Below are 24,707 nucleotides of genomic sequence, written 5' to 3' on the forward strand. Positions count from 1 at the left end.
TATCAATTTCAGCGTTCTTGATACTGGCAATGATTAATCGTAAAGTGCGCTTGCGAGTTTCGTTGCCGGACCTCATGGCGTCTTTCAATGCGCTTTCGATTTTTTGTTTTAGTTCCATGACTATTTTCCTCAAGTCGGGTCAGGGCAAATTCGTTACGGTGATATATGGCCGTATTTTTTCAAATAGGGCTGCACCAATTCCCGGTACATTTTGAATTTCTTCAATTGTAACAAATCTACCATTTTTTTGCCGATATGCAATGATTTCACTGGCTTTGGTTGGGCCAATTCCCGGTAAACTCTCTAATTCCTGCTGAGAAGCAAGGTTTAGGTCAATGATAACGGGAAATTCCTCCGAGGAATTGGTCGGGAGTGGGATTTGCATCGGGTTATTGACATTTAAGACCTCACCTTTTGCTGGAATGTAAAGTTTTTGACCGTCATTCAAGCGGGCTGCCAGATTAATTTGATCTGCATCGGCCTGTTCGGTGAAACCTCCCGCAATCAGCAAGGCATCCTGAACCCGGCTGCCGGGAGCAAGATAATATACCCCCGGCGAGTGCACCTGCCCAGAGAGGTGAACCGCGATCAATGGCGAAGTCGGTGTGGGTAATATAAGAATTGGCGCGCTGTGAGAAGGTGAAGAAATCAGTAAAATTAATCCTGCGGCCAGCAATCCGATTAAAATTCCAATCGCTAGGATATAGATCGTTTTTCCCATACTGCTGCTTCAAACCAAGATCTTCATTATCAGTATAATGAGGTTCGGTTAGTGGTCAAGTGGTTTTTGATTGGATTTCTGCCAACCTGTAAACAGGAAGGTGTATTATGAAAATTTTCACCATAGAATTTGAGATTGATACTCAAGGGAATACGGATATTCTCGATATCACCGGTAAAGTGGAGGAAATTATTCGTTCCAGTGATATTGAAACAGGAATTTGTGTGCTTTTTACTCCATCCAGTACCAGCAGCCTGACTACGATCGAATTTGAGCCGGGATGCCTTGAAGACTTAAAACGATCCTTTGAAAGAATTGCCCCTTCCACAGATCGCTATGCACACAATGCGCGTTGGGGGGATGGAAACGGTCACAGTCACATCCGGGCTGCATTGCTCGGTGCGTCTGTGACCATCCCGATTCAAAATCATCGGTTAACGCTGGGTACCTGGCAACAAATTATTCTGGTGGATTTTGATATCCGCCCCCGCCGCCGGCAGGTGAAGGTTCAGTTGTTGGGTGAATAGCCCGTGGCTGAAGTTTCTTTTCCAGTTCAAGCATGGCATTGAATGATGCAATGCTGACCTCAAGAATATCCAGATCCGGCTCGCGGGTTGTCAGAGATTGAAGCGCCAGATTTGGGCGAATCATCCATCGAATGAATGGATGATCGAGGTGGTTTGCGGTGAAACGGATATATTCGTACGCCAGCATGGCCAAAACAGGAATAAGAAGGACTCTGGAAAGCAGTAAAAACCCGAATGGTAAGTTCCCCACCAGTGAAAAGACCAGAACTGAAAGGACGATCAGGGTCAAAAGGAAAGATGTTCCACAGCGGGGGTGTTCCAATGGAAAATTCTTAACCGTTTCGGGTTTTAAGTCTGCTCCGGCTTCAAAGGCGTTAATGGTTTTATGCTCCGCGCCGTGATAGGCAAAAACGCGCTGGATATCTGGAACTCGCCCGATTGCCCAAATGTAGAGGACGACACCACCGAGCCGTAAAATACCCTCGATCAAATTCATGGCAAAGGATGAAATACCCGTCAGGTTTTGAATGGCTTTGCCGACTGCTGCGGGAGTGAGGAAGAATAACCCGATGGCAATCGCCAGTGAGGCTGCCAGGGTTAAATACAGAGAAACTCCTTCAATTTTTTCTTCTTCACCACTTTGTAAGTTTGCCGAGCGGGTCAAGTAACGCGTTCCCAGTCCTAACGCATCCCAAAGTAAAATCAATCCACGCAGGAATGGAACCTGGCTAAAGCCACTTTGATAAATCCCTTTCAACTCTTCCGTTTCAAGGATGATTTGACCATCCGGGGCACGCATGGCCGCGACAAGCGCGTACTTGCCGCGCATGAGAACTCCTTCGATGAGGGCCTGCCCACCATAAGAAGATAATTTTAATTTTTCCGTGCTCATGCCATAACCATTATTTTGTTCACCGTTGTTCACCGTAATTGTAAAAGAAATGGATCAAGGTCTGAATGCCTTTGTACCATGTCGGAAGGTGTAATTTTTCGTTTGGGCCATGAATGTTGTCATCTGACAACCCAAAGCCTGTCAGGACTGATTCAACCCCTAAAATTCTTTGCATGTTGCCAACCACTGGTATACTGCCGCCCTCTCTTTTATAAACAGGTGGCTTGCCCCATACGGATAAGAAAGCGCTGGCAAGCGCCTGAGTGGCCGGATGATGAATATCAGAAATGGATGCTGCCCCGTAAGACATTTGAATCAACTCCCAACGGACGGTTTTGGGGGCTTTCTCCATGAGGTATTGTTGGAGCTGATCAAATACCGCAGCCGGGTCTTGATCCGGCACCAGCCGGGTAGATACTTTTGCCATTGCCCATGAGGGTATGACGGTTTTTTGTCCCTGCCCGGTGAAACCAGAATAGATTCCATTCACATCCAGAGAGGGACGGGCTCCCACGCGTTCAACGGGGGTAAATCCCTTTTCACCATATAGTGCGGGCACGCCGGTCTGGCGTTTGTAGTATTCTTCGTCCATTGGCAATTTTGCCAGTTCTGCCCTTTCTTCTGCCGAGAGGTGACGTACACGGTCATAAAAGCCGGGCAGGGTAATCCTGCCATCCTGATCGTGCATCCCGGCAATCAGTTCACAAAGCACCTGTGCGGGGTTATGAACAACACCCCCAAACAAACCGGAATGAAGGTCATGTTCTGGTCCGTAAACCCGGATTTCAAAGTAGGCTAAACCCCGCAAGGCATAGGTGATGGTCGGAAGATCAGCAGCAATCATCCCGGAGTCGGGATTGAGCGCAACATCACAAGCCAGAAGTTCTTTATGGCTTTCCATGAAGGAGTTGAGGTTGGGCGATCCAATTTCCTCTTCGCCTTCGATCATGAACTTAATATTTACCGGCATATTTCCGTTCTTGAGAATGGATTCGACGGCAAAAATACTGGCCGCCACCTGTCCTTTCATGTCGGATGCTCCGCGCCCATAAAGGTTTTCCCCGCGGAGAGTCGCTTCAAAAGGCGGGCTATGCCAGAGATCGTCCGGCTCAGAGGGTTGGACGTCATAATGCCCATAGATCAAAACAGTCGGCGCATCTGGCCGATTGGCACAGCGGCACTCGCCATAAACTACCGGATGACCTTCGGTTGGAATGACTGCGACTTCATTCAACCCCAGGTCTTTCAGCTTGGTGGTAATCCACTCGGCAGCTGCCTGCATAGCTGCTTTTTTTTCGGGATCGGTAGAAATCGAGGGAATGTGAACAAAGGTTTTTAATTGTTCTAAAAAAGATTCTTGCATTGTTTGGGCGTATTCGAGTGCTTTTTGGCGGTTGTTCATGAACGATTCTCCTGATAGAAGGTGGTTTGATTATATGACAAAAGTCATTATTCAAAAAGAATTATTGCCTCAAGCGGAAATTCTGCTAAAATAAGGATACAGGTTCGGTGGTCAGTTCAAGTATATCTTGACTGGCGTCGGGTAATTTATGTTCAGCCCGTCGAAAAGTGCCGCCTTCCTCCTCCACCGATCCTATGCCAATCACTATTCAAATCACCTCCCCTAATTTCAATATTGCCCGGTATATATATCGGTCTGCAGGTTGATTAACCGAAAGGAACCCCTTTCGGTTTTTTTAAAATTCATTCTCCCAATCATGAGAGTGAGGTTGATATGATTATCAAGAATTGCAAGATCGTTACTTGGCAAAATCCCAACCAGATTCTTTACGATCAGGCCTTATGGATTGAGAATGGGGTTATCAAAAAAATTGGGCGATACGAAGATCTGAAACGGACGGCTCCATCGGAGGAGGTTATTGACGCAGCCGGACAATATGTGATGCCAGGAAATATTTGTGCTCATACCCATTTTTATGGGGCATTTGCCAGAGGAATGGGCATACCGGGGACGCCGGCAAAAGATTTTCCTGAAATTCTTGAAAAGTTATGGTGGTCACTGGATAAATCGCTTAATTTGGAGGATGTGCGCTACTCGGCGTTGGTATGCCTGATAGACGCAATCAAACATGGTACCACCACCTTGATTGACCATCATGCTTCTCCCAATGCAATTGGAGGTTCGCTGGATGAGATTGCTCAAGCCGTGGCGCAGGCCGGCGTGCGGGCCTCATTGTGTTATGAAGTCACTGATCGGGAGGGCGAGAAAGGTGCTGATGAGGGAATTCGTGAGAATATACGCTTTATCGAACTCGTAAAAAAGAACAATCCTCTACCGGGCAAACTGGCTGCAATGTTTGGCCTTCATGCCAGTTTATCTCTCTCTGAAGAAACCCTTAGAAAATGTCGTGAGGCGGTACCCGATGAGGTCGGTTTCCACATTCATGTTGCTGAAGATCCGGCTGATGAATATGATAGTCTGTATAAATGTGGTGAAAGAGTGGTGGACAGGCTCTATCGCCATGGTATTTTGGGCGAACGGAGTATTGCGGTTCATGCCGTTCACGTGGATATTCGGGAAGTGGAACTGTTGGCACAAACCCAAACATGGGTTACCCATCAACCGCGTTCCAACATGAATAATGCTGTGGGCATGTCGCAACCGGAAGGCATGCTGCGGGCAGGTGTGAAAGTGTGCCTGGGAAATGATGGTTTTTCCAATGCCATGTGGGAGGAGTGGAAAACGGCTTATCTGGCTCATAAATTATGGAATCGCGATCCCCGGAGGATGCCAGCAACCACGGTGGTGGAGATGGCTGTTTATAACAATCGGGAATTGGCCGAACAACAATTCAATACCGGCCCGTTAGGAATCATTAGCGAAGGCGCTCAGGCTGATCTGATTTTTGTGGATTACCATCCCTTCACGGAGATGAATGAAGGTAACCTGCCATGGCATATCATCTTTGGTTTTCATGAGAGTATGGTTACATCAACAATGGTAGCCGGCAAATTTTTGATGCGTAACCGTGAATTATTAACGCTCGATGAAGAAAAAATTGCATTTGAAGCGCGCCATCTTTCTTCGCAAACATGGCAGCGATTTCGGCAGCAATTTCAAGAATGATGAGATTGGGTAAAGGAGTAAATCAATGTCGCCACTCAAAGATTACACCATTGGAATTATTGGGGGAACGGGAAAAGAAGGGAAAGGACTGGCTTACCGTTGGGCAAAAGCAGGACACCGTATTATTATAGGGTCGAGGCAGGAAGAAAAAGCCCGAGCCGCGGCACAAGAAGTAATGGATCTGCTTGGGACGGATACCCAAATACGCGGTGAAGCCAACGAAACAGCCGCACAGGAAGCGGAGATTCTGGTCCTGACGGTGCCTTTTGCTGCTCACGCCGAGATGTGTGAACGAATGAAACCTTTTGCGCAGGGCAAGATAGTCATTGATGTTACCGTGCCATTGGTGCCGCCAAAAGTTACCCGCGTTCAAATGCCTCCCGAAGGAAGTGCTACCCAACAAGCCCAAAAAATTATGGGAGAGACGGTGCAGGTGGTTGCCGCGTTTCAAAATATCTCTTATGAACACCTGCTTAACGACGAAGAGGTAGATTGTGATGTGTTGGTGTGCGGTGGGAACAAAGAGGCACGCGAGGTTGTGCTGCAATTGGTTGAGGATGCCGGGCTGGTGGGCTGGAATGCCGGCCCGATTGAAAATGCCGTGGTTGTTGAGGGTTTGACTTCAATATTAATTGGATTAAATAAACAATATGGCGTTCCTTCCTCAGGAATTCGGATTACTGGTATTCCCCGAAAGTCATAACGGACTCAGATGAAAAAATTGGAGTTGACTCCATTAGCGGATATTCCTCTCATCCAGGCTGGGGATAATCTGGCAAAGATAACCCTGGATGCGCTGTCCCGACAGAATATAGATCTGTTCGATGGAGATATTCTGGTTTTTGCCCAAAAAATTGTTTCCAAAGCCGAAAACCGGCTGGTCTATTTACCGGAAGTTCAGCCATCCGAACAAGCCATTCAAATCGCTGCGGAAGTTGAAAAAGACCCCCGCTTCATTGAGCTGGTGCTACGCGAATCACACCAGGTGCTTCGGAAACGTGCCGGCACGATTATTGTCGAACATCGGAAAGGATTTATCTGTGCCAATGCGGGGATAGATCACTCGAATGTGCGAGGACCATACGGTGATCCGGATTTGTGGGTGTTGTTGCTGCCAGAAGAGCCAGATCGTTCGGCGCAGTTCATTCGCAATGAAATTGAGCAGCAAACCGGTGTGAAAATTGGGGTACTAATCATTGACTCTCATGGGCGCGCATGGCGGTTAGGGACTGTGGGTGTTGCAATTGGGCTGGCGGGAATGCCCGGTCTGGTTGACTTGCGCGGTGAAGCGGACATGTTTGGCTATCATCTGAGGATTACTCAGGTGGCCGTAGCAGATGAATTGGCTGCGGCGGCTTCTCTGGTAATGGGGCAGGCCGATGAGCGAACCCCAATCGTACATGTAAGAGGGTTTCCCTATCCGTTGCGAGAAGGTAGCTTTGAGGAATTGCCTCGACCAGCGGGAATGGATTTGTTTCGTTGAGAGGTGCTAATGGAGCATGTGACGGTTCTGGCAGGTGGCGTTGGTGGTGCAAAGCTGGCACATGGGTTTGCACTGTGTCAACCGGAGATTCACCTGACCGTAATCGTCAATACCGGAGATGATTTTGATCACTTTGGTTTGAGGATTTGCCCGGATCTGGATACGGTTTGTTACACGCTGGCCGGGCTGGCAAATCCACACACCGGCTGGGGGAGAAAAGAAGAAACCTTTGAGGTGCTGCGTCTGGTTGGTGAATTGGGCGGACCCACCTGGTTTCGCCTGGGGGACAAAGATTTAGCCACTCATCTTGAAAGAACCCGCCGTTTAAGAGAGGGGCAACGGTTGAGTCAGGTGGTTGAATCATTTTGCTCCCGATGGGGAATCACCGCGCGGGTATTACCGATGAGCGATGATCCGGTGCGGACAATGGTGCATACCCTCGAATATGGGTGGTTGGGTTTTCAGGATTACTTTGTGCGCTGTGCCTGTCAGCCGGCTGTGAAGGAATTTGCTTTTGAAGGGATTGAAAAGGCTCTCCCCGCTCCGGGGGTTTTGGAAGCGTTGGAAAGGAGTGACTTGATTGTAATTGCCCCATCCAACCCGTGGGTCAGTATTCAACCCATTTTATCGCTGAAGGGAGTTGCCTCATTAATTCAAACCAAAAAAGTGGTTGCAGTATCGCCAATCATTCAGGGTCAAACCATTAAGGGGCCGGCTGCAAAAATGTATCGCGAGATGGGGATTGAACCTTCGGCTTTAGCGGTTGCCCGTCAGTATCAACCTTATTTGTGGGGGTTTGTAATAGATGAATTGGACCGAGGATTGGAAACTACCCTGAAGTCGTCAGGTATAATGATATTGATTACTCAAACGATCATGCACCATGAAGAGGATCGGTTATTACTGGCAAAAAACATCCTTGCCTTCAGCAAAGCAAGAAAACTGGAACAACAAAGAAGGGAGTTTTGACGAATGGGCTTGTGGGCAATCGTCCCCGTAAAACCCCTGCGCCGCGGTAAATCGCGTTTGGCAAGCGTTTTATCGGAAGATGAACGGGCGTTGTTAAATTTCACCATGTTGAGCAACACCCTGCGCACATTGCGGGATGTTGAAGAAATCGAACAAATATTGGTCGTCAGCCGCGATCCGGCGGCACTCTCGCTGGCAAGAGAGTTTAACGCCCGAACCGTGCAGGAAGATGGTCAACCGGAGTTGAATACGGCTTTGCAACGGGCAACCGTGGTAGCGCAAATGTATGCCGCGCAGGAAATTCTCATCCTGCCCGCTGATTTACCCCTTCTCTCGGTAAGTGATGTACGGCGTATACTGCAATATGCAAAAAATCCACCTGTGGTCGTCATCTCGCCTGATCGGCGTAATGATGGAACCAATGCCCTTTATATGAATCCGGGGGGGATCATTGAGTATCGCTACGGGCCAGGGTCATTTCATCAGCACGTTGAACAGGCGCGTATAAAGGGGGTTCGGGTAGAAATCTGTCAATTATCTACGCTGAGCCTGGATCTGGATTTGCCGGAAGATTTAGATTTGTTGAAACAAATAGAAGCCATGCAAATCGAACCTTGAAAATATTCAAACAGGAGGAAACCATGTCCGAAAGAGTAGCGCTTTATTTACAGGATGCACACGATCTGCGGGACGGCCTTGATTATGTTCGCTATGCAGAAAAACGCGGCTTCGAGGCGGTCTGGCAGGCGGAAAGTCGTCTGGTCAGAGATGCAATTGTTCCCATGGCGGCTTACGCTGCCGTGACCGAGCGCATCAAGGTGGGGTCGGGTGTCATCAACAACTGGACGCGAAATATTGGTCTACTGGCAGCCACATTTTTAACCCTGGACGACCTGGCGCCCAACCGCATCATTTGTGGCATAGGTGCCTGGTGGGATCCTCTGGCAAAGAATGTGGGAATCGAAAGACGAAAACCGCTTACGGCGATGAGAGAAACCGTAATCGTTTTACGGCGTTTATTGAATATGGAACGGGTTACCTTCCACGGCGAGTTTGTTCATGTGGATGGAATTGAACTGGATGTAGTGCATGGGCGGCGTGAACCCAGAAACGTGCCGATCATGATTGGTGCAACCGGTGATCAGATGATGGAACTGACCGGAGAAATTGCTGATGGCGCTGTGCTAAATTATTGTGTCCCACCGGAATACAACATTAAAGCACTTGAATTACTGGAAAAAGGTGCTAAAAAAGCGGGACGCACACTGGACAATATTGATAGGCCTCAACTGGTGGTATGCTCGGTAGACCATGACCGCGAAAGGGCAATTGATACCACCCGCGAATTGTTAACCCAATATCTTGCTCAACAGCCACACATTGCCAAGGCCTCGGGTGTTTCGCCGGATGTGGTTGCAGAAATCCAATCTATTCTGGGTTGGCCCGCCACTCATGAGCAGATCCAAAAAGCCAAACATCTTGTGCCGGAAGAGTTGATCCACCGCATTACCGCATCCGGTACCCCCGAAGAAGCGCGAGCCAAAGTGAATGAATACAGAAAATACGGTTGTACCTGCCCCATTCTTTATCCGGTGGGCGGGGATGTAAAACTATTGATTGATACCTTTGCCCAACAATGACGATTCTCTTCTTTACATTCGGTTTAAATTGATTGCCGGGAGGCTGATGCTATGATCAAAGAGTACTATCGCCCCAAAACGGTTTCTGAAGCGGAACGGTTGTTTGCAGAGGCAGACAAAAAAGTTGTGCCACTGGGCGGAGGGAGTGTGCTCAGCCGTTCCAAACAGGATGATCTTTGTGTTGTCGACCTGCAGGAATTAGGGTTAAATCGAATTGAGGCGGTTGGGCAAAAACTGACCATCGGGGCAACCACAACCCTTCAACAATTGCTGGATGCTGATCCGATCCCGGCGGTTTTGAGAGAGGTTATTAAGAAATCGGCGACCCTGAATATCCGCAATCAGGCAACGGTGGCAGGGTATGTGGTTTCGGCAGGTGGTCGCGCACCTCTGGCGATTGCCTTGATGGCATTGGATGCCCAGCTTGTGTGGCATCCTCATCAAAACCTGCAACCAATTGGGGATTGGTTTTCCTTGCGGCGCCCACAGGGTTTCTGGATCAGCGAAATTCAATTGAACCTGAATATTGAATTAAGTTATGAGCAAGTTGCCCGAACTCCGATGGATCAGCCCATCCTTGCTTTGGCTTTAGCCCGCTGGCGTTCCGGGCGGGTGAGAGTTGTCGCAGGCGGTTTCGGTAAGTCACCCGTGCTTGCATTCGATGGTTTGGAAGATGGTGGCGTGTTGGAAGCGGTGAAAAATGCATTGAGTGACAGCGGTAATGAATGGGCCAGCACGGAATATCGAATGGACGTTGGTCAAGTGATGGTAAGACGAATTCTTGACAAAGCCGCTTCAGGCCTTTTGGGATAACAAGGAGGTTCGAGTGAAAACGGTTTCCTTTACACTCAATGGGATTGTCCAGCACTGGGAAGTTGCGGATGGCGAGACGCTGCTTTCTTCCTTACGGAGGCAAGGATTCTTTGGAGTCAAATTTGGTGGTTGTGAAAATGGTGAATGCGGCGCCTGCACGGTGTTGTTGGATGGCAACCCGGTTAATTCCTGCTCTTTGTTGACCGTTCAGGTGGAAGGTAGAAATATTCAGACCATCGAAGGAATGGGTGAACATCCGGACCAGGGCTGGAAAAAGACCGCCGGTCTTCATCCCATCCAAAAAGCATTGGTAGAGAGCGGTGCAATCCAGTGTGGTTATTGTACCCCGGCCTTCGCATTGGCTGCCAAAGCACTGTTGGAGAAAAATCCTTACCCCAGCGAAAGTGAGGTACGCGAAGCCATTGCCGGCATCCTTTGCCGATGTACGGGTTATTTGAAGCCGGTGCAGGCAATCCTCAAAGCGGCTTCTGTCCTGCGTGGAGAAAAGGGGGAAGAGGGCGATGTGGAAGAAGATAGCGGTCTTCCCTTGCCAATGAATTGGCCTGCGGGAACGGATGGACAGCCTTCAACAGGGGCAGGTAGTGATATTCCCCAAACCGTGACGCTGACTCGTCGCAAGGTTTTTATGCCGCTGATGGTTGAAACACCCGAAATACGCCAAAAGGGGCTTTCTCGCGTTGGTAAACCGGAATTGAAAGTAGATGCCATTAAGCTGGTACAGGGAAAGCCGGCCTTTGCAGCCGACATAGAAAAACGAGGCATATTAATTGCCAAAGTTTTACACAGCCCGGTTGCCCACGCTCGCATCAAACACATTGACCTCAGCAAAGCCCGCGCGCTACCGGGGGTGGCAGCCGTGTTGTGCTACAAAGACATTCCGCGCGTGGTTTATTCCACTGCTGGGCAGTCCGATCCGATACCCGGTCCGCTGGATACCTTTTCGCTGGACTCCAAGGTGCGTTTTGTTGGGGATCGGGTGGCGTTTGTTGCCGCCGAAACCGAAGAAATTGCCGAACAAGCGCTCAAATTGATTGAGGTTGAATACGAACCTTTGCCTGCGATTCTGGATGCCTGTGATGCGATGAAAACGGATGCCCCCATCATCCATGACGAACCGGAGTATGTCAATTTTGCCGACTCGAATCCTCACAAAAATCTGGCGGCGCAAATCCATATTGACATCGGGGATGTGGAAAAAGGGTTTAAGGAAGCTGACCGTATTTACGAAGCGGAGTATTTGGTACCAAAAGTTCAACAGGCTCACATTGAACCCCATGTGGTTGTCACATACTGGGATGAGGACGACCGGTTGGTTATTCGCACCAGCACGCAGGTACCTTTCCATGTGCGGAGAATTCTGGCCCCAGTGTTGGGGCTGCCCGTCAAACGCATTCGGGTCATCAAACCGCGTATTGGAGGAGGTTTTGGCGGTAAGCAGGAAGTTTTGATTGAAGACGTTGCTGCGCATCTAACCATTGCAACCGGCCGTCCGGTGATATATGAGTACACCCGAGAGGAGGAGTTTATCGCAGCACGCTCACGTCACCCCATGCGAATTCGCATGAAAACCGGGGTAAAACTGGATGGGACAATCACAGCTAACGAAATGCGCGTGCTTTCGGATACTGGAGCATATGGCTGTCATGGTTTAACCGTGACCGGCAATACCGGGCACAAATCCATGGCTCTTTATGTGGGCGATGGACCATACCGAAAATCACCCAATATTCGTTTTTATGCCGACGTGGTGTACACCAATACTCCACCCGCCGGGGCTTATCGAGGATATGGGGTTCCGCAAGGCTTCTGGCCGGTTGAAAGGCATATGGAACGAATCAGCCGTGATTTAGGGTTGGACCCAATTGCCTTTCGGTTGAAGAATGCAATCCGTGAAGGTGAACTTCATCCCTTCAGCACAGCTTGGAGTGAGGGACGGGAGCCGCGTCCAGAAATCATTCAGACGGTGGGGCTGGAAGAATGTGTGCGACAGGGAAAGGCCTTAATCGGCTGGGACCAGAAATTTGGGAATCCTGAATGGCATCGAGTGGAGGGCAAGCCACACTTACGCCGAGGAATTGGAGTGGCACTGGTCATGCAGGGTACTGCGATTCCCTACCTGGATATGGGTGGAGCCAGCATCAAAATGAACGATGATGGTTCGTTTAATCTCCTGGTTGGAGCCACGGACTTAGGTACGGGTTCGGATACCGTCCTTGCCCAAATGGCCGCAGAGGTTTTGGGTGTGCCGGTGGAAGACATTCTGGTGTATTCCTCAGACACCGATTTCACACCTTTTGATAAAGGCGCTTATGCCTCTTCAACCACTTATATTTCGGGAGCTGCGGTGGTCAAAGCTGCGGAAGAGGTTGCCGAAAAAATCAAGAAACGCGCCGCGCGAATGATTAAGGAGCGATATTCGGAAATAGAAGTGACTCCTGAAGACATTCTTCTGGAAGATCGTAAAGCAATGGCACCGGGTGGTCAATTTGTGACACTCGCCGAAGTAGCCTTGAACGCCCTGCATCACACCGATCAGGAACAAATCATGGGGATTGGTTCTTACTATTCTCCAGTTTCACCTCCGCCGTTTGCCGCTCAATTTGCCGAAGTAACTGTGGATGTTGAAACTGGACAGGTAACCGTTGACCGATTGGTAATGGCGGTTGATTCGGGTGTCATCGTCAACCCTGTAACGGCTTCCGGTCAAATTGAAGGAGGAATGACGCAGGCATTGGGTTATGCGGTTTGTGAAGAAATGGTATATGATAAAGAAGGTCGAGCGCGTGAGAAAGATCTGGTGGATTACCACATCTTCCGCGCCAACGAAATGCCCCAATTAGAAACCGTGTTTATTCAGACCTATGAACCCTCTCATCCCTTTGGGGTCAAGGCGGTCGCCGAAATTCCGATGGATGGAGTTGCTCCGGCAGTTGGCAATGCGGTATTCGATGCCTGCGGTGCAGATATTTTTGAGAACCCGATTACACCTGAACGTCTATGGCGGGCGTTGAAGGCAAAGCAATCTTTTACCGGAAATTAATAGTTGAGATGAGGTTGATGATGCTGGCTATTTATCGTGAAATTGCCAAAACAATTGAAGAAGGAAAAGCCGCTGCCGTTTGTACAATTATCGAAACCAGCGGATCGGTGCCGCGTCATGAAGGCAGCAAAATGCTGGTTTTCCCGGATGGTTCTTTTATCGGTACAGTCGGGGGGGGTGAGGTAGAGAGCCGGGTTATCGAAGAAGCCATCCAATCCATAAAAGATGGCAAGATTCGCAATCTTCGCTATAACATGGTTGATCCAAAACAGGGTGACCCCGGAGTGTGTGGTGGGACTTTGGAGGTTTATGTGGAACCAATATTGCCAAAACCCACGCTGGTTGTGATTGGGGGTGGACATGTTGGCAAGGCAGTAGTACATCTGGCAAAATGGTTGGGGTTTACTGTTGCCGTCAGCGATGACCGACCGGAGTTTTGTACGCCGGAAGCCAATCCTGGAGCAGATTTGTTCTTTCCGGTTAAAATGGCTGAATTGCCCCAGCATTTGAACATCACTCCGTACACTTATCTGGTGCTGACAACTCGCGGCAGCAATATTGATATTGAAGGATTGGAGCCTTTACTCCATACCGAGGCAGCTTACATTGGAGTGATTGGTTCAAAGCGGCGCTGGTTGGTAACCCGTAAGGCATTACTCGAAAGAGGTGTTTCTGAAGAATTGCTTAACCGGGTACACTCCCCGATGGGATTAGAATTAAAAGCTGAAACCCCTGAGGAGATTGCCGTCAGCATCATGGCGGAAATCATCATGCTGCGCAACGGCGGTAGTGGAGAGAGGATGAGCATTTAGGAGGGCAATGATGTGGAAGAATGTCTTTAGTGCAGTATCAATTGAGGAGGTTTTACATATCCTTGCCGAAAAAAAGGAAAAAGGGCGGATTGTCGCAGGGGCAACGGATCTTATTCTTGAAATTGAACGTGGTGTGCGGCATGGCATAGAAACGCTGGTAGATATTTCCCGTATTCCCCAACAGGATCACATTTTTTTGGATGAAGACGGATGGATTCACCTTGGCCCGCTGGTAATGCATAACCATTGTGTTGCCTCAAAGATGATTGTGGAAATGGGATTACCGTTGGCGCAGGCTGCGTGGGAAGTCGGTTCTCCGCAGATCCGCAATCGTGGAACGATTGCCGGCAACCTGATTACAGCCTCGCCTGCGAATGACACCATTACCCCGCTCATGGCTTTGGGCGCTCGCCTCACGATTCAATCTCTCCGCGGAAGCCGCATCCTTCCATTAGAGGCTTTCTATCAGGGCGTTCGGCGGGTGGATTTGCAGCCTGATGAGATGGTGGTGGATATTGCTTTCCCTGCGCTTAAGCCGAATCAACGTGGGATGTTCATCAAATATGCTCTTCGGCGGGCGCAGGCGATTTCACTGGTGAATGTCGCTGTAGTATTAACCTTTGACGGTGATGTGATCACAAAATCCAGCATCACTTTAGGCGCTGTTGCGCCCACAATCATCCATGCGATGGAAGCAGAAGAATACCTGCAGGGTAAATTCCTATCACCGGAGGTGATTCAGGGGGCAGCGCAATTGGCCATGCAAGCGGCACGACCCATTTCGGATGTGCGCGCTTCGGCAGAGTATCGCCGCAGGATGGTAGGAGTCATCACCCGCCGGGCGCTGGCTGCTTTGGCTGCTCACGCTGAGAAAGAAGGCTTTCCACAAAGACCGGTATTGTTATGGGGCGGTGAAAAATATCCGCAGGGGTACTTGAATAAATCCATTCTTCACGAAGCAGGTGTGCCGATTGAAACGACCATCAATGGCAAGTTTTATTCCATCCAGGGCGGCCATCAAAAATCGCTGTTGAGACTTATTCGCGAAGATATCGGCCTGGTTGGGAGTAAAGAAGGCTGTGCAGAAGGAGAATGCGGTGCATGTACCGTATTCCTGGATGGCGCTGCTGTGATGAGCTGTATGGTGCCAGCAACCCGTGCCCATGGTGCGCAAATTGTCACCGTTGAAGGTCTGGCAAAAGATGGCTCACTTCATCCTGTTCAGCAAGCCTTTGTTCAGGAAGGAGCAGTCCAGTGTGGTTATTGCACACCGGGGTTTCTGATGTCGGCCGCAAAATTGCTGGAAGAACGGCCGACACCCTCTCAAGAGGAAATCCGGCAGGCTATGACGGGGAACCTGTGCCGCTGTACAGGTTATTATAAAATCATTCAGGCAGTTGAAGATGCTGCCCAACTGGTTCAAAAGGGAGGATAAGATCATGCCCAACAAGTATGGAAATTTACAAGCCAAACAACAGGAGATGATGCGCGAATCGCGCAACAAGGTACATCCCATCTGGCGCGGGGTCGGATTCATTCTAATTATTCTGACGCCAATATTGGGTTACTTTGGGACCATCGCTCTGCTGGAAGAGAATTCCAGGCAGAAATGGTTTACCATACCCGCTGATTTACTGGCCCCGGGGGCTGATCCGCTGTTGTATGTCAAAATCGGAATGACCTTAATTTTGGCGTTTCTAATCTATTTCATCTTCCAATTCATCAGCATGATCCTGTTTCGTCTGCTGGGTCCTTCCCGCTATGGTCCCTATGATGTTCCTCCGGTCAGTTATCGCGGGAAGAAATATCGGCGATGAAAATGTGTTATGGAGGTTGAATTATGAATGTTGTCGGCGAGTCGGTTATTCGCGTAGATGCGGTTGGAAAGGTGACCGGTGAAACGCTGTATCCGGGGGATATCAATTTGCCCAATCAGGCTTACATGAAAATATTGTTTGCCAATCGTCCCCATGCAGTCATTAAAACCCTCAACACTTCAAAAGCCGAAAAATATCCTGGCGTAATTGCTGTATTTACCGCAAAGGATGTACCGAATAACGAATACGGTTTGATCATGCCCGATCAACCGGTTTTGTGCGGCCCCGGTTCAACCAAGCCCTATGCCGAACGAGTACGTTTTATTGGTGATCAGGTAGCGCTGGTGATTGCAGAAACCGAACAAATCGCCGCTGAAGCACTGTCTCTAGTCGAAATTGAGTATGAGGACTTGCCAGTTGTGACCGACCCACTGAAAGCAATGGAGGATGATGCGATTCTATTACATCCGGATAAGGGATCGAACATCTTTGGGCGTTACCGCATTCGGAAAGGTGACGTGGAAAAGGCTTTCGATGAGTCGGATGTGATTGTTGAAGGTGTGTACCAGACCCCGGCGCAGGAACATGCTTACCTGCAACCCGAAGCCGGTTTGGGTTATATTGATGAGGAGGGTAGAGTCACCGTCATCGTTGGAGGACAATGGACTCACGAAGATCAGGAACAGATTGCTCATGCGCTGGCTCTACCGCTTGAAAAGGTGAGGGTGATTTACCCGGCCATTGGCGGAGCGTTTGGCGGTAGAGAGGATATGTCCGTACAAATTGTTTTGGCCCTGGCAGCATGGAGATTGCATCAACGCGGTATTGATCGTCCGGTCAAAATAATCTGGTCGCGGGAAGAATCCATCATCGGCCATCACAAACGGCATCCCTACCACATCCGGGCAAAGTGGGGTGCAAAACGCGATGGCAGAGTCCTCGCCGCGGAAGTGGAGGTCGTTGCAGATGGCGGCGCTTATGCCTACACCTCAACGAAGGTGCTGGGAAACGCTACTTTAATGTGTACCGGACCTTACTCCATACCCAACGTTAAGGTGGATTCCTATGCAGTTTATACCAATAACCTGCCCAATGGGGCTTTTCGTGGGTTTGGAGGACCGCAAGGTGCATTTGCTGCCGAAATGCAGATGAATAAGCTGGCCGAAGCGCTGGGCATCGACCCGGTTGAAATTCGAATGCGCAACCTTTTAGATGAGGGTGACTTGCTTTCAGTGGGCACCCCACTGCCTGCGGGAGTTAGCATTAAGAAGGTGGTTGAAGCCTGTGCAAAAAGTGCCGGATGGGTAAAAGGAGAAGATGGATGGCACCGGCCGGCCGGATTTCAGGTAAAGACCGGCCAGGCACATCTCAAGCGAGGGATTGGTTTTGCATGTGCTTTTAAGAACGTTGGCTTTTCTTTTGGTGCCCCAGAAAACTGTTGGGCCATTATTGAGCTGCATGGTAATGCTGAAATAGAAAAAGCAGTCCTCTATCATGCTGCGGCTGAAGTTGGTCAGGGCTCGCACACTGTTCTGGTGCAAATGGCTGCCGAAGCATTGGGATTACCGCTGGAAAAGGTTGAACTGGTTGCTGCAGATACAGCAGTAACCAAAAATTCGGGCAGCGTGTCGGCGTCGAGAATGACTTTCATGGCAGGCAATGCCATTCGGGGAGCAGCAGAAAAAGCCTTGGAGGCGTGGAAGAACGAAGAACGACCTGCCAGAGCAGAATTTCAATACCGCCCTCCCCGAACGACACCCTACGACCCGGAAACCGGTAAATCCGAACCCAATTTTGCCTATGGGTACGTGGCTGAGGCTGTAGAAGTTGAAGTTGATGTTGAGACCGGACAGGTGCGGTTGGTTAATGTCATTTGCGCGGATGATGTGGGCAAAGCGGTCAATCCTCAGCAGGTGCAAGGTCAGGTGGAAGGCGCAGTGGTTCAGGCAGCTGGTTACGCCATTCTGGAAAACTTCATTCAGCAGGATGGACAGGTACTGACCAAAACCCTTTCCACATATCTGATACCGACGATCCTGGATATTCCGGAAAAGGTCGAGTCAATTATCCTGGAATACGCAGACCCGCGCGGACCGTGGGGGGCGCGTGGGATGGGTGAAATGCCATATTTACCACTGGCTCCAGCTGTTGGAGCAGCCATCCGCAATGCAACCGGGAAGTGGTTCGATCAATTCCCGTATACACCGGAAAGAATTTTATTTGGGCTGGAAGAATAATTATTAACCGGGCATGTAAATGACCAGACTGAGAGTGCTCATCCGCGGCGGCGGGGATTTGGGCAGTGGGGTTGGTGTGCGGCTTTACCGGGTGGGGGCGCAGATAATTGTGACCGAACTTCCCATGCCACTGGTCGTACGCCGTACTGTTTCTTTTGCCGAAGCGGTGATCAGTGGTTCAACCTTTGTGGAGGAAGTGCCTGCCAGAAAGGCTGAAGTGAAAGATGAAGTTTTAGAAATGCTGGAAAAATCGGTCGTGTCCGTGGTGATAGACCCGGATGCGGAATCGATTCACTGGTTGAAGCCGGATGTGATTGTGGATGCCCGCTTGAGAAAGTCTCCTCCTGAAATCGGTTTGAACTCCGCTCCTTTGGTCATTGGGCTGGGTCCGGGTTTTACCGCCGGTTTGAATTGCCATGCAGTTATTGAAACCAAACGCGGACCAACGCTTGGGAGGGTGTACTGGAGCGGTACTGCCGAGGTGGACAGCGGTTTACCGGAAGCCGTTAATGGATTTGTGGAAGAACGCGTACTACGAGCACCGAAGGATGGTTTTTTCAAACCGCTGGTACGAATTTGCGATTTTGTTTCCAAAGGTCAGCCGGTGGCGGAAGTGGATGGTGTGCCGATCCTCGCGAGATTTGACGGCGTGATACGCGGAATGGTAATGGAAGGATTGCCAGTCACCAGCGGAATGAAGGTTGGGGATGTCGACCCGCGTAAAGATCCCCGGTTGTGTAGTCTGGTATCCGATAAATCGCTCGCGATTGGTGGGGGAGTCCTTGAGGCGGTGCTCTCCCGGTCTGATCTGCGAAAACGGTTGTGTGGTGATTGATATGCGCTTATTGGATGGCCTACGGTTAGAAAAAACCAGCCGTCTCGCAATTGTTGGATCTGGTGGCAAAAGCACCATCCTGTTTAATTCCTCAAAAGAATTTGCCAGACCGGTTGTCCTGGCTGCCACTGTTCACCTCTGCACCGACCAGCTGAAACTGGCTGATACTCACACGGTCATTGAACATCCAGATGATGTTGAGCTTGCATTCCAAAAACCCCTGAACGGGATTACATTATTGACCGGGCCGATTGGAGAGAATAATCGAACGCGGGGTATCCAATCCCCAGAGATAGACCTCATCCGGGAGTTTTGTGACCGATTGGATTTACCGCTCCTGCTTGAAGCGGATGGTTCACGCAGACTGCCGCTCAAAGCCCCCGCCCAACATGAGCCGCCAATTCCGGCGTGGGTCAATCAAGTTGTGGTGGTCGTTGGGTTATCCGGGTTGGGTAAAGCTGTGGATGAGGAGACAGTTTTTCGGGCTGAAAAGTTTGCAGAAATAACCGGTACTCAACTGGGTGAAAAGATTACATTCGAAATGATCCTACGTTATTTGCTGGCGGATGAAGGAGGCTTAAAAAATATACCGAAAAATGCCAGAAAGAGTGTCTTTTTCAATCAGCTGGATCAGGTTGTTTTGAACGATCAGGAAAAACAAACCATATCCACACCTTTGTTGGAAAAATATCATCAAGTGATTTGGGGTAATGCTGCTCAGGTATCACCTGCAGAACGGGTAGAGCAGCGATTTGAACGAGTTGCGGGTATCATTCTCGCGGCGGGTGGTTCAACGCGATTTGGAAGGCCGAAGCAGATCCTGGAATGGCGTGGAAAGCCTTTCATCTGGCATGTGGTTCAAAAAAGTTTGCGGGCTGGTTTGCAGCCGATTGTGGTGGTCAGTGGTGCACACAACCAAGCAGTAGAAAAAGCTGTTGCTGACTTACCGGTTATGGTTGTGCATAATTCCCAATGGGAGATGGGATTGAGCACCTCGGTCAAATGCGGCCTGGCGGTTGTGGCTGATCAGGTTGGCGCTGCCGTGTTCCTGATGAGCGATGTCCCGCAGATTCCTCAGGGCGTGATTGAAAAACTGGTATCAGCACACCGTAAAAAGGCGGGCACAATTTTCTCCACTTCTTTGCAGGGGCAAACCGTGAATCCAGTATTATTTGACCGGCGTTGCTTTGAGGATTTATTGAAACTGGAAGGTGAGCGAGGCGGGAAGGCTTTGTTTAACAAATATTCGGTTGAAACGATTGAGTGGGAAAATCCAAATGATCTTCGAGATATTGATCGAGAAGAAGACTATGAGTGGTTGAGAGCACGGTATGGTTGAAAAATTGCGCGTAGCCAATGATGTAGCGGCGCTGGTGCTGGCGGCAGGTTTATCAACCAGGATGGGGCAACCGAAATTATTAATGGATTGGGGGGGAAAGACGGTTTTGCAAACGGTATTGAGTACTTTGCATTCCTGCGGAATCGTAAAAATTCACACTGTCCTTGGGGCGAATCGTGAGTTAATTCAACAGAGTATTCTGGCATTGCCATTTCCGGTTGAGATGGTTTTCAACCCGGATTTCGCCAACGGTGAAATGACCGATTCCATCCGGGTTGGAATCAGAACCCTACCGAAGGACGCCACGGCTGCATTGATTGTGCTGGGAGATCAACCTCACATGCGGATAGAAACCGTCAGTGGTGTATTGGAAACATATGGAAATACAGGCGCTAAAATTATCGTTCCGAGTTATAACTACCGCCGTGGCCACCCCTGGTTGATTGATCGAACGCTTTGGTCTGAATTAGAAAATCTGAATCCATCCTACACCCTGCGGGATTTTTTACGCCGTTTTCAGCATGAAATCCATTACTTCAACGTGGATTCGCCGAGTGTGCTTCAAGATCTGGATACTCCGCAGGATTATCAGCAATCGAAACCGATGTAAAAATCACGGGTTTGCATTCAGGTTGAAGGCTTGAAGGGCGGCTTGAAGGTAACGGTTATTCAGATTTTCGGGTGTTTCATTTTCAATCCAATCGTCGGGTAATACACCGTGATCACGGATGGGTGGTTCTAAACCCGGAATTTCCCATTCAGCTGCGGTGACGTGCAACGACGAGCCATCTTTCAGGTCAAAGACCAGCTGAATGGTATATTTTCCAAAAGTCGGCGTGCCAACTAATCTGGCTCGTTGCTGAGCTTTTAATGCGCCGGCGGTAATTTCAGCAGCGCTGGCTGTGGATTTATTTGTAAATATCACCAGCGGAATTTCAGTGAAAGGGCCGTCTTTGGAGGTTTGAATGGTTTGAGGAGGCTTGTCGCGGTAGGTTTGAGTTAATATTGGCTTGTCCGCAGGCAGGAATAATTCGGCAATCTTCACTCCGGTATCTACCAATCCTCCGCCATTGTTGCGTAAATCAAGAATGAAATGGTCAGCACCTTTCACAATCAAGTCTTTGATGGCTTTCTGAATTTCGTCCGGCGTGGTTGAGGACATGAGGTTGACTTGAATGAGACCGACTCGTTCATCCTCCGGCAGAGTATTCCAGGTAACCGAAGGGATTGGAATTTCCTCTCGGACGATTTGAAAGGAGTATTCCCGTTGTTCTTCTTCTCGGAAGATGACCAGCTGAACACTTGTCCCTTTTTCGCCTCGTAACAGAGATAATACATCATCCTGGGTCGTTTCTGTGGTTATCTTAACTTTATCCACTTCAATCAAGATATCTCCATCCAGTAGACCTTCCCGCCTTGCGGGTGAATCGGCGAATGGATAAAGCCTGTAGTTGTTTTGCGAATCGCGTTCTATGCGTGCGCCGATCCCACCAAATTTGCCGCGCAGCTGTTGACTTTGTAACTCATGCTGGGGTGGTTCGACAAATGTGGTATAAGGGTCATTGTAGGCCTGTAAAAGACCGCGAATCATCCCGTATTCAACTTTCTTCTGGTCTGGCAACGGGTAATATCCATGATCTAGCAATAATTCATAGGCTTGTTCGAGGAGTGGATAATTATTCTGGTTGATCGAAAAGAGTTGTTGGTCGCGGATATAGTAGCCACCTGCCAATCCGATTGCCAAATTCAGGAGGATAATCAAGCTTAACAGAGCGTAAAAGCGAAAATTTGGAGATTTTGACTTCACTTTACAACCTTCTAAATCTAAAAAAGATTTCTACCTCTTACCAGTATAATCCAGCAAAAAGGGTTCAAACAGGGAAAGAAGATGATTTCAGCGTATTGTATCACTCAAAATCCGGATGGGATTTCATTACAAAAAGCATTTGAGAAGGACGACTTAAAATCGCTGGATCAAGCCAACAGGTTGATACCGGATGGGGTTTATACCACTTTTCGAACTTTTGAAAAATTCCATGTGTTGGATTTAGAAGGACATTTTGACCGATTGGAGGGTTCTGCGCAGTTGCTTGGCAGAGAACTTAAATTGAATCGTCAGGCAATCCGCAACGCTTTAAGCGAACTGCTGAAAAACTTTCCTGCTGCAGAAGCAAGGGTTCGTATCAGCATTCCATTCACAACCGAAAATCGAGATGAGCTGCAGATTTACATTTTTCTGGAAAAATTAGTCTTACCTTCTTTGCGTGATTATCAAAACGGTGTGCGGGTGATCACGATTCGGATGCATCGGGAAAACCCTGCTGCAAAGACAACAACTTTCATTCATACGGCCGATGAAATACGGCGAAAATTACCGAACGAAATTAATGAAGCAATCATGGTGGATGAGAACGGACGCATGTTGGAAGGGTTGAGCAGCAATTTCTTTGCGGTAAAGGATGGAACGATTTTTACCGACGATCAGCATGTGCTGGCAGGGATTACTCGAAAGCAAGTATTGGAGATTATTCAAGAACTGGCAATACCGCTGCGTTATGAGGGTTTCCCGTATGCAGAATTAAAAACTCTTGATGAAGCCTTCCTCACCAGTACCAGCCGGGGAGTTTTACCCATTCATCAAATTGATGATCAGATCATTGGTCAGGGAATGGTGGGAGAGATAACCCAAAAAATAATGGAGCGGTATCAGAAAAAAATTCAAAAGGCAGTGCAGCCGATTTAAAAACCCTCATCTGGTGTATCTTCAATATCCCAATCATCTTCATCCGACTGATTTTCTAATTCTCCAGATTGCATGGACCGGATGAGTTGTTGGGCATCTTCGAACTGCCTTGCAGGCACATACAAATGAACTTCTCCCAATGGGCCGACCGTTAATCCGTAAACTGCACCGGCACTTTCCCGCCGCAGAATAACGGTGATTCCGGCTGCTTCCAGCATCAAACGTACCATGTCTGCTTCCAGCTGTCCGTAGGCTGTGAACACTTTTTGCAGTTCATCCATCATTGGTCTTTTCTCCATTTTTCTTGCTGGTCAAAATTACCTTGACCAACCGGTAAATCTCATCCAATCGTTGTTTGTAAGCGCGGTAATGATTGAAAATGCGTTGAAGATCAGGATCGGATTGATTATCAGATTTTTGAATTTCAGACTCCAAAGAATCCATCATGGCAAATGGCGTGAATTCGCCTCTTTGCTGTAAAGCTTGAAACACAAGTTTACTGACGTGCTCCTCATACAGGTAAAGAAAACGATATAGAATGTAAAGATTAGACTTTTCATCTACCTGTTCAAGGTGACTGGATTTTTGCTTGATGACGGCTTGTTTAAGCTGCTGTGACAAATTGTCAGTAAAGGATTTCATGAGGTTTCCTGATTTCTTAAGCGGTTTTGTTTCTGGATTAATCGCTGTCTTCGATGTTCTAATTCCATTCGTCTCTGCTTTTTGATATAACGCGGCATGGGTGACTGTTCGAGGTAGTTCAAGCCCAACTCCGTCCACTCAATTGCCTGAGAATAGGCTTTTTGTTGATGTTCGTAGAATTTGGCAATTTCGATGCAGGCACCCACTTCGTTGTATTCAGCGGCTTTCAGCCATAGGTTGAGCGCTTCTTCCGGTTGACCGGTGCGACGATGCAGGTTGGCAAACCTGTAAAGAGTCTGAATAAAAAAATGGGTGGGTAACCCGATTTCGAGACCGGCTTCATATAACTGAACTGCCCGGTTGTAATCGCCCAGTTCTTCATACAGGCGAGCAATCGCGATCAAATCCAGGCTCTGCGGGTTTTCTGCAGCGAGCGGATTATTTAATAATTGGGTCAAGTGTACAAACAATGCAGAGAGGGATAAGATATCAATCTGGTTATGATAGAAAACGCCTTGAAGAGGAGAAGCGTTCAAGGTTTGAAGATATTCAAAATAAATCTGCGGAACCATCCAGCCAGGAATCTCATCTGCTGAGCGAGTCAGGCTGAGAATCTCATGTTCCAGGTTGCCTAGCGAGCGATCATCCAGACGGTTGCGCCAGATTCGCCGTGTGAGTGAAAGCAGATCGATGTGATGTTTTTTCTTAATAGGTGATTGAAAACCGTTCAATACAAAGCGGTTGTTTAATAATGGCGCATCGAAGGATTTACCGTTGTAGGTCACTAAAACTTTGAAGGGAGTAAGATGTTCTTCCAGTGCAGTTAGGAATGCCGGTTCTTCATCGGGTTCCCGTAAAAACAGTTGAGTAAGGTGGTATTGATCATTTTTCCAGTATCCAAGGCCGACCAGAAATACAAAAGTTCCCGTCCCGCCTGCCAGACCGGAAGTTTCTGTATCCAAAAAAACAAATTCTTCAATGGGAGGATTGGATTCAAGGGAGATTCGAGACCAAGATAATAGGGGTGAAAGGTCTATCCCGGTTGTAAATTCAATAATTCCATGTTTGTAGTCTGCAGGATATTGTTT

24 protein-coding genes are annotated in these 24,707 nt (G+C 48.7%); 17 read left to right on the top strand and 7 right to left on the bottom strand.

Features of this window, described 5'->3' with window-relative positions:
- Window positions 1–139: 139 nt before the first annotated feature.
- The gene (locus VAE48_RS02265; protein WP_322791686.1) at window positions 140–721 is read right to left on the bottom strand and encodes a helix-hairpin-helix domain-containing protein; all 582 of its coding nucleotides are present in this window, start codon (window positions 719–721) and stop codon (window positions 140–142) included.
- 107 nt (window positions 722–828) lie between these two features.
- Between VAE48_RS02265 and VAE48_RS02270 the strand changes: the two genes are divergently transcribed.
- On the top strand, window positions 829–1,248 hold the full coding sequence (locus VAE48_RS02270) for a secondary thiamine-phosphate synthase enzyme YjbQ (RefSeq protein ID WP_322791687.1): 420 nt from the start codon (window positions 829–831) through the stop codon (window positions 1,246–1,248).
- Here the strand turns inward: VAE48_RS02270 and VAE48_RS02275 are convergent.
- Entirely contained in the window at window positions 1,181–2,140 is a 960-nt protein-coding gene (locus VAE48_RS02275) for a DUF1385 domain-containing protein (protein WP_322791688.1), read from the bottom strand. The genes VAE48_RS02270 and VAE48_RS02275 overlap by 68 nt on opposite strands.
- A gap of 19 nt (window positions 2,141–2,159) precedes the next feature.
- Window positions 2,160–3,542 (bottom strand): dipeptidase, encoded by a 1,383-nt coding sequence (locus VAE48_RS02280; RefSeq protein WP_322791689.1) that lies wholly within the window; start codon window positions 3,540–3,542, stop codon window positions 2,160–2,162.
- Window positions 3,543–3,875: 333 nt separating this feature from the next.
- Between VAE48_RS02280 and ssnA the strand changes: the two genes are divergently transcribed.
- Genes ssnA through VAE48_RS02355 form a run of 15 tightly spaced genes read left to right on the top strand, consistent with a single transcriptional unit; the run spans window position 3,876 to window position 20,844 of the window.
- Window positions 3,876–5,228 carry a putative aminohydrolase SsnA gene (ssnA, locus tag VAE48_RS02285; protein ID WP_322791690.1) on the top strand — a complete coding sequence of 451 codons (1,353 nt, stop codon included), beginning with the start codon at window positions 3,876–3,878 and terminating at the stop codon, window positions 5,226–5,228.
- A gap of 25 nt (window positions 5,229–5,253) precedes the next feature.
- Window positions 5,254–5,931 (top strand): NADPH-dependent F420 reductase, encoded by a 678-nt coding sequence (npdG, locus tag VAE48_RS02290; RefSeq protein ID WP_322791691.1) that lies wholly within the window; start codon window positions 5,254–5,256, stop codon window positions 5,929–5,931.
- Between the two features lie 9 nt (window positions 5,932–5,940).
- On the top strand, window positions 5,941–6,711 hold the full coding sequence (cofE, locus tag VAE48_RS02295; protein ID WP_322791692.1) for a coenzyme F420-0:L-glutamate ligase: 771 nt from the start codon (window positions 5,941–5,943) through the stop codon (window positions 6,709–6,711).
- Window positions 6,712–6,720: 9 nt separating this feature from the next.
- Complete coding sequence (cofD, locus tag VAE48_RS02300) at window positions 6,721–7,680, top strand: 2-phospho-L-lactate transferase (RefSeq protein ID WP_322791693.1); 960 nt, start codon at window positions 6,721–6,723, stop codon at window positions 7,678–7,680.
- 3 nt (window positions 7,681–7,683) lie between these two features.
- Complete coding sequence (cofC, locus tag VAE48_RS02305) at window positions 7,684–8,298, top strand: 2-phospho-L-lactate guanylyltransferase (protein ID WP_322791694.1); 615 nt, start codon at window positions 7,684–7,686, stop codon at window positions 8,296–8,298.
- Between the two features lie 23 nt (window positions 8,299–8,321).
- Window positions 8,322–9,320: an LLM class flavin-dependent oxidoreductase gene (locus tag VAE48_RS02310; protein WP_322791695.1), complete on the top strand. Its 999-nt coding sequence runs from the start codon at window positions 8,322–8,324 to the stop codon at window positions 9,318–9,320.
- A gap of 51 nt (window positions 9,321–9,371) precedes the next feature.
- On the top strand, window positions 9,372–10,133 hold the full coding sequence (locus VAE48_RS02315) for an FAD binding domain-containing protein (protein WP_322791696.1): 762 nt from the start codon (window positions 9,372–9,374) through the stop codon (window positions 10,131–10,133).
- Window positions 10,134–10,146: 13 nt separating this feature from the next.
- Complete coding sequence (locus tag VAE48_RS02320; protein WP_322791697.1) at window positions 10,147–13,194, top strand: molybdopterin-dependent oxidoreductase; 3,048 nt, start codon at window positions 10,147–10,149, stop codon at window positions 13,192–13,194.
- Window positions 13,195–13,211: 17 nt separating this feature from the next.
- On the top strand, window positions 13,212–14,006 hold the full coding sequence (locus VAE48_RS02325) for an XdhC family protein (RefSeq protein WP_322791698.1): 795 nt from the start codon (window positions 13,212–13,214) through the stop codon (window positions 14,004–14,006).
- 7 nt (window positions 14,007–14,013) lie between these two features.
- On the top strand, window positions 14,014–15,441 hold the full coding sequence (locus tag VAE48_RS02330) for an FAD binding domain-containing protein (protein ID WP_322791699.1): 1,428 nt from the start codon (window positions 14,014–14,016) through the stop codon (window positions 15,439–15,441).
- A gap of 4 nt (window positions 15,442–15,445) precedes the next feature.
- A complete protein-coding gene (locus tag VAE48_RS02335; protein WP_322791700.1) occupies window positions 15,446–15,823 on the top strand; it encodes a hypothetical protein in 378 nt (125 codons plus the stop codon).
- Window positions 15,824–15,846: 23 nt separating this feature from the next.
- Window positions 15,847–18,060 carry a xanthine dehydrogenase family protein molybdopterin-binding subunit gene (locus VAE48_RS02340; RefSeq protein ID WP_322791701.1) on the top strand — a complete coding sequence of 738 codons (2,214 nt, stop codon included), beginning with the start codon at window positions 15,847–15,849 and terminating at the stop codon, window positions 18,058–18,060.
- Between the two features lie 19 nt (window positions 18,061–18,079).
- Window positions 18,080–18,895, top strand: a complete 816-nt coding sequence (gene yqeB / locus VAE48_RS02345; RefSeq protein ID WP_322791702.1) for a selenium-dependent molybdenum cofactor biosynthesis protein YqeB — start codon at window positions 18,080–18,082, stop codon at window positions 18,893–18,895.
- A 1-nt stretch (window position 18,896) separates the two neighbouring features.
- A complete protein-coding gene (yqeC, locus tag VAE48_RS02350) occupies window positions 18,897–20,234 on the top strand; it encodes a selenium cofactor biosynthesis protein YqeC (protein ID WP_322791703.1) in 1,338 nt (445 codons plus the stop codon).
- Window positions 20,227–20,844, top strand: a complete 618-nt coding sequence (locus VAE48_RS02355) for a nucleotidyltransferase family protein (RefSeq protein ID WP_322791704.1) — start codon at window positions 20,227–20,229, stop codon at window positions 20,842–20,844. Before yqeC ends, VAE48_RS02355 begins: the two co-directional genes overlap by 8 nt.
- A gap of 3 nt (window positions 20,845–20,847) precedes the next feature.
- Here the strand turns inward: VAE48_RS02355 and VAE48_RS02360 are convergent, their stop codons facing one another.
- Window positions 20,848–22,041, bottom strand: coding sequence for a S41 family peptidase (locus VAE48_RS02360; protein WP_322791705.1), 1,194 nt, complete (start codon window positions 22,039–22,041; stop codon window positions 20,848–20,850).
- A gap of 81 nt (window positions 22,042–22,122) precedes the next feature.
- Between VAE48_RS02360 and VAE48_RS02365 the strand changes: the two genes are divergently transcribed.
- On the top strand, window positions 22,123–22,977 hold the full coding sequence (locus tag VAE48_RS02365; protein ID WP_322791706.1) for an aminotransferase class IV: 855 nt from the start codon (window positions 22,123–22,125) through the stop codon (window positions 22,975–22,977).
- On the opposite strand, the gene VAE48_RS02370 is transcribed toward VAE48_RS02365, so the two are convergent.
- Genes VAE48_RS02370 through VAE48_RS02380 form a run of 3 tightly spaced genes read right to left on the bottom strand, consistent with a single transcriptional unit; the run spans window position 22,974 to window position 24,581 of the window.
- Window positions 22,974–23,261: a putative signal transducing protein gene (locus tag VAE48_RS02370; RefSeq protein WP_322791707.1), complete on the bottom strand. Its 288-nt coding sequence runs from the start codon at window positions 23,259–23,261 to the stop codon at window positions 22,974–22,976. The two genes, VAE48_RS02365 and VAE48_RS02370, sit on opposite strands and share 4 nt — an antisense overlap.
- Window positions 23,251–23,619 carry a hypothetical protein gene (locus VAE48_RS02375; RefSeq protein ID WP_322791708.1) on the bottom strand — a complete coding sequence of 123 codons (369 nt, stop codon included), beginning with the start codon at window positions 23,617–23,619 and terminating at the stop codon, window positions 23,251–23,253. The genes VAE48_RS02370 and VAE48_RS02375 overlap by 11 nt, the downstream gene beginning before the upstream one ends.
- A complete protein-coding gene (locus VAE48_RS02380) occupies window positions 23,616–24,581 on the bottom strand; it encodes a ribonuclease H-like domain-containing protein (RefSeq protein ID WP_322791709.1) in 966 nt (321 codons plus the stop codon). The genes VAE48_RS02375 and VAE48_RS02380 overlap by 4 nt, the downstream gene beginning before the upstream one ends.
- Between the last annotated feature and the right edge of the window lie 126 nt (window positions 24,582–24,707).

This window comes from Bellilinea sp., assembly GCF_034432615.1.
Classification (GTDB): Bacteria; Chloroflexota; Anaerolineae; order Anaerolineales; family Anaerolineaceae; genus Bellilinea.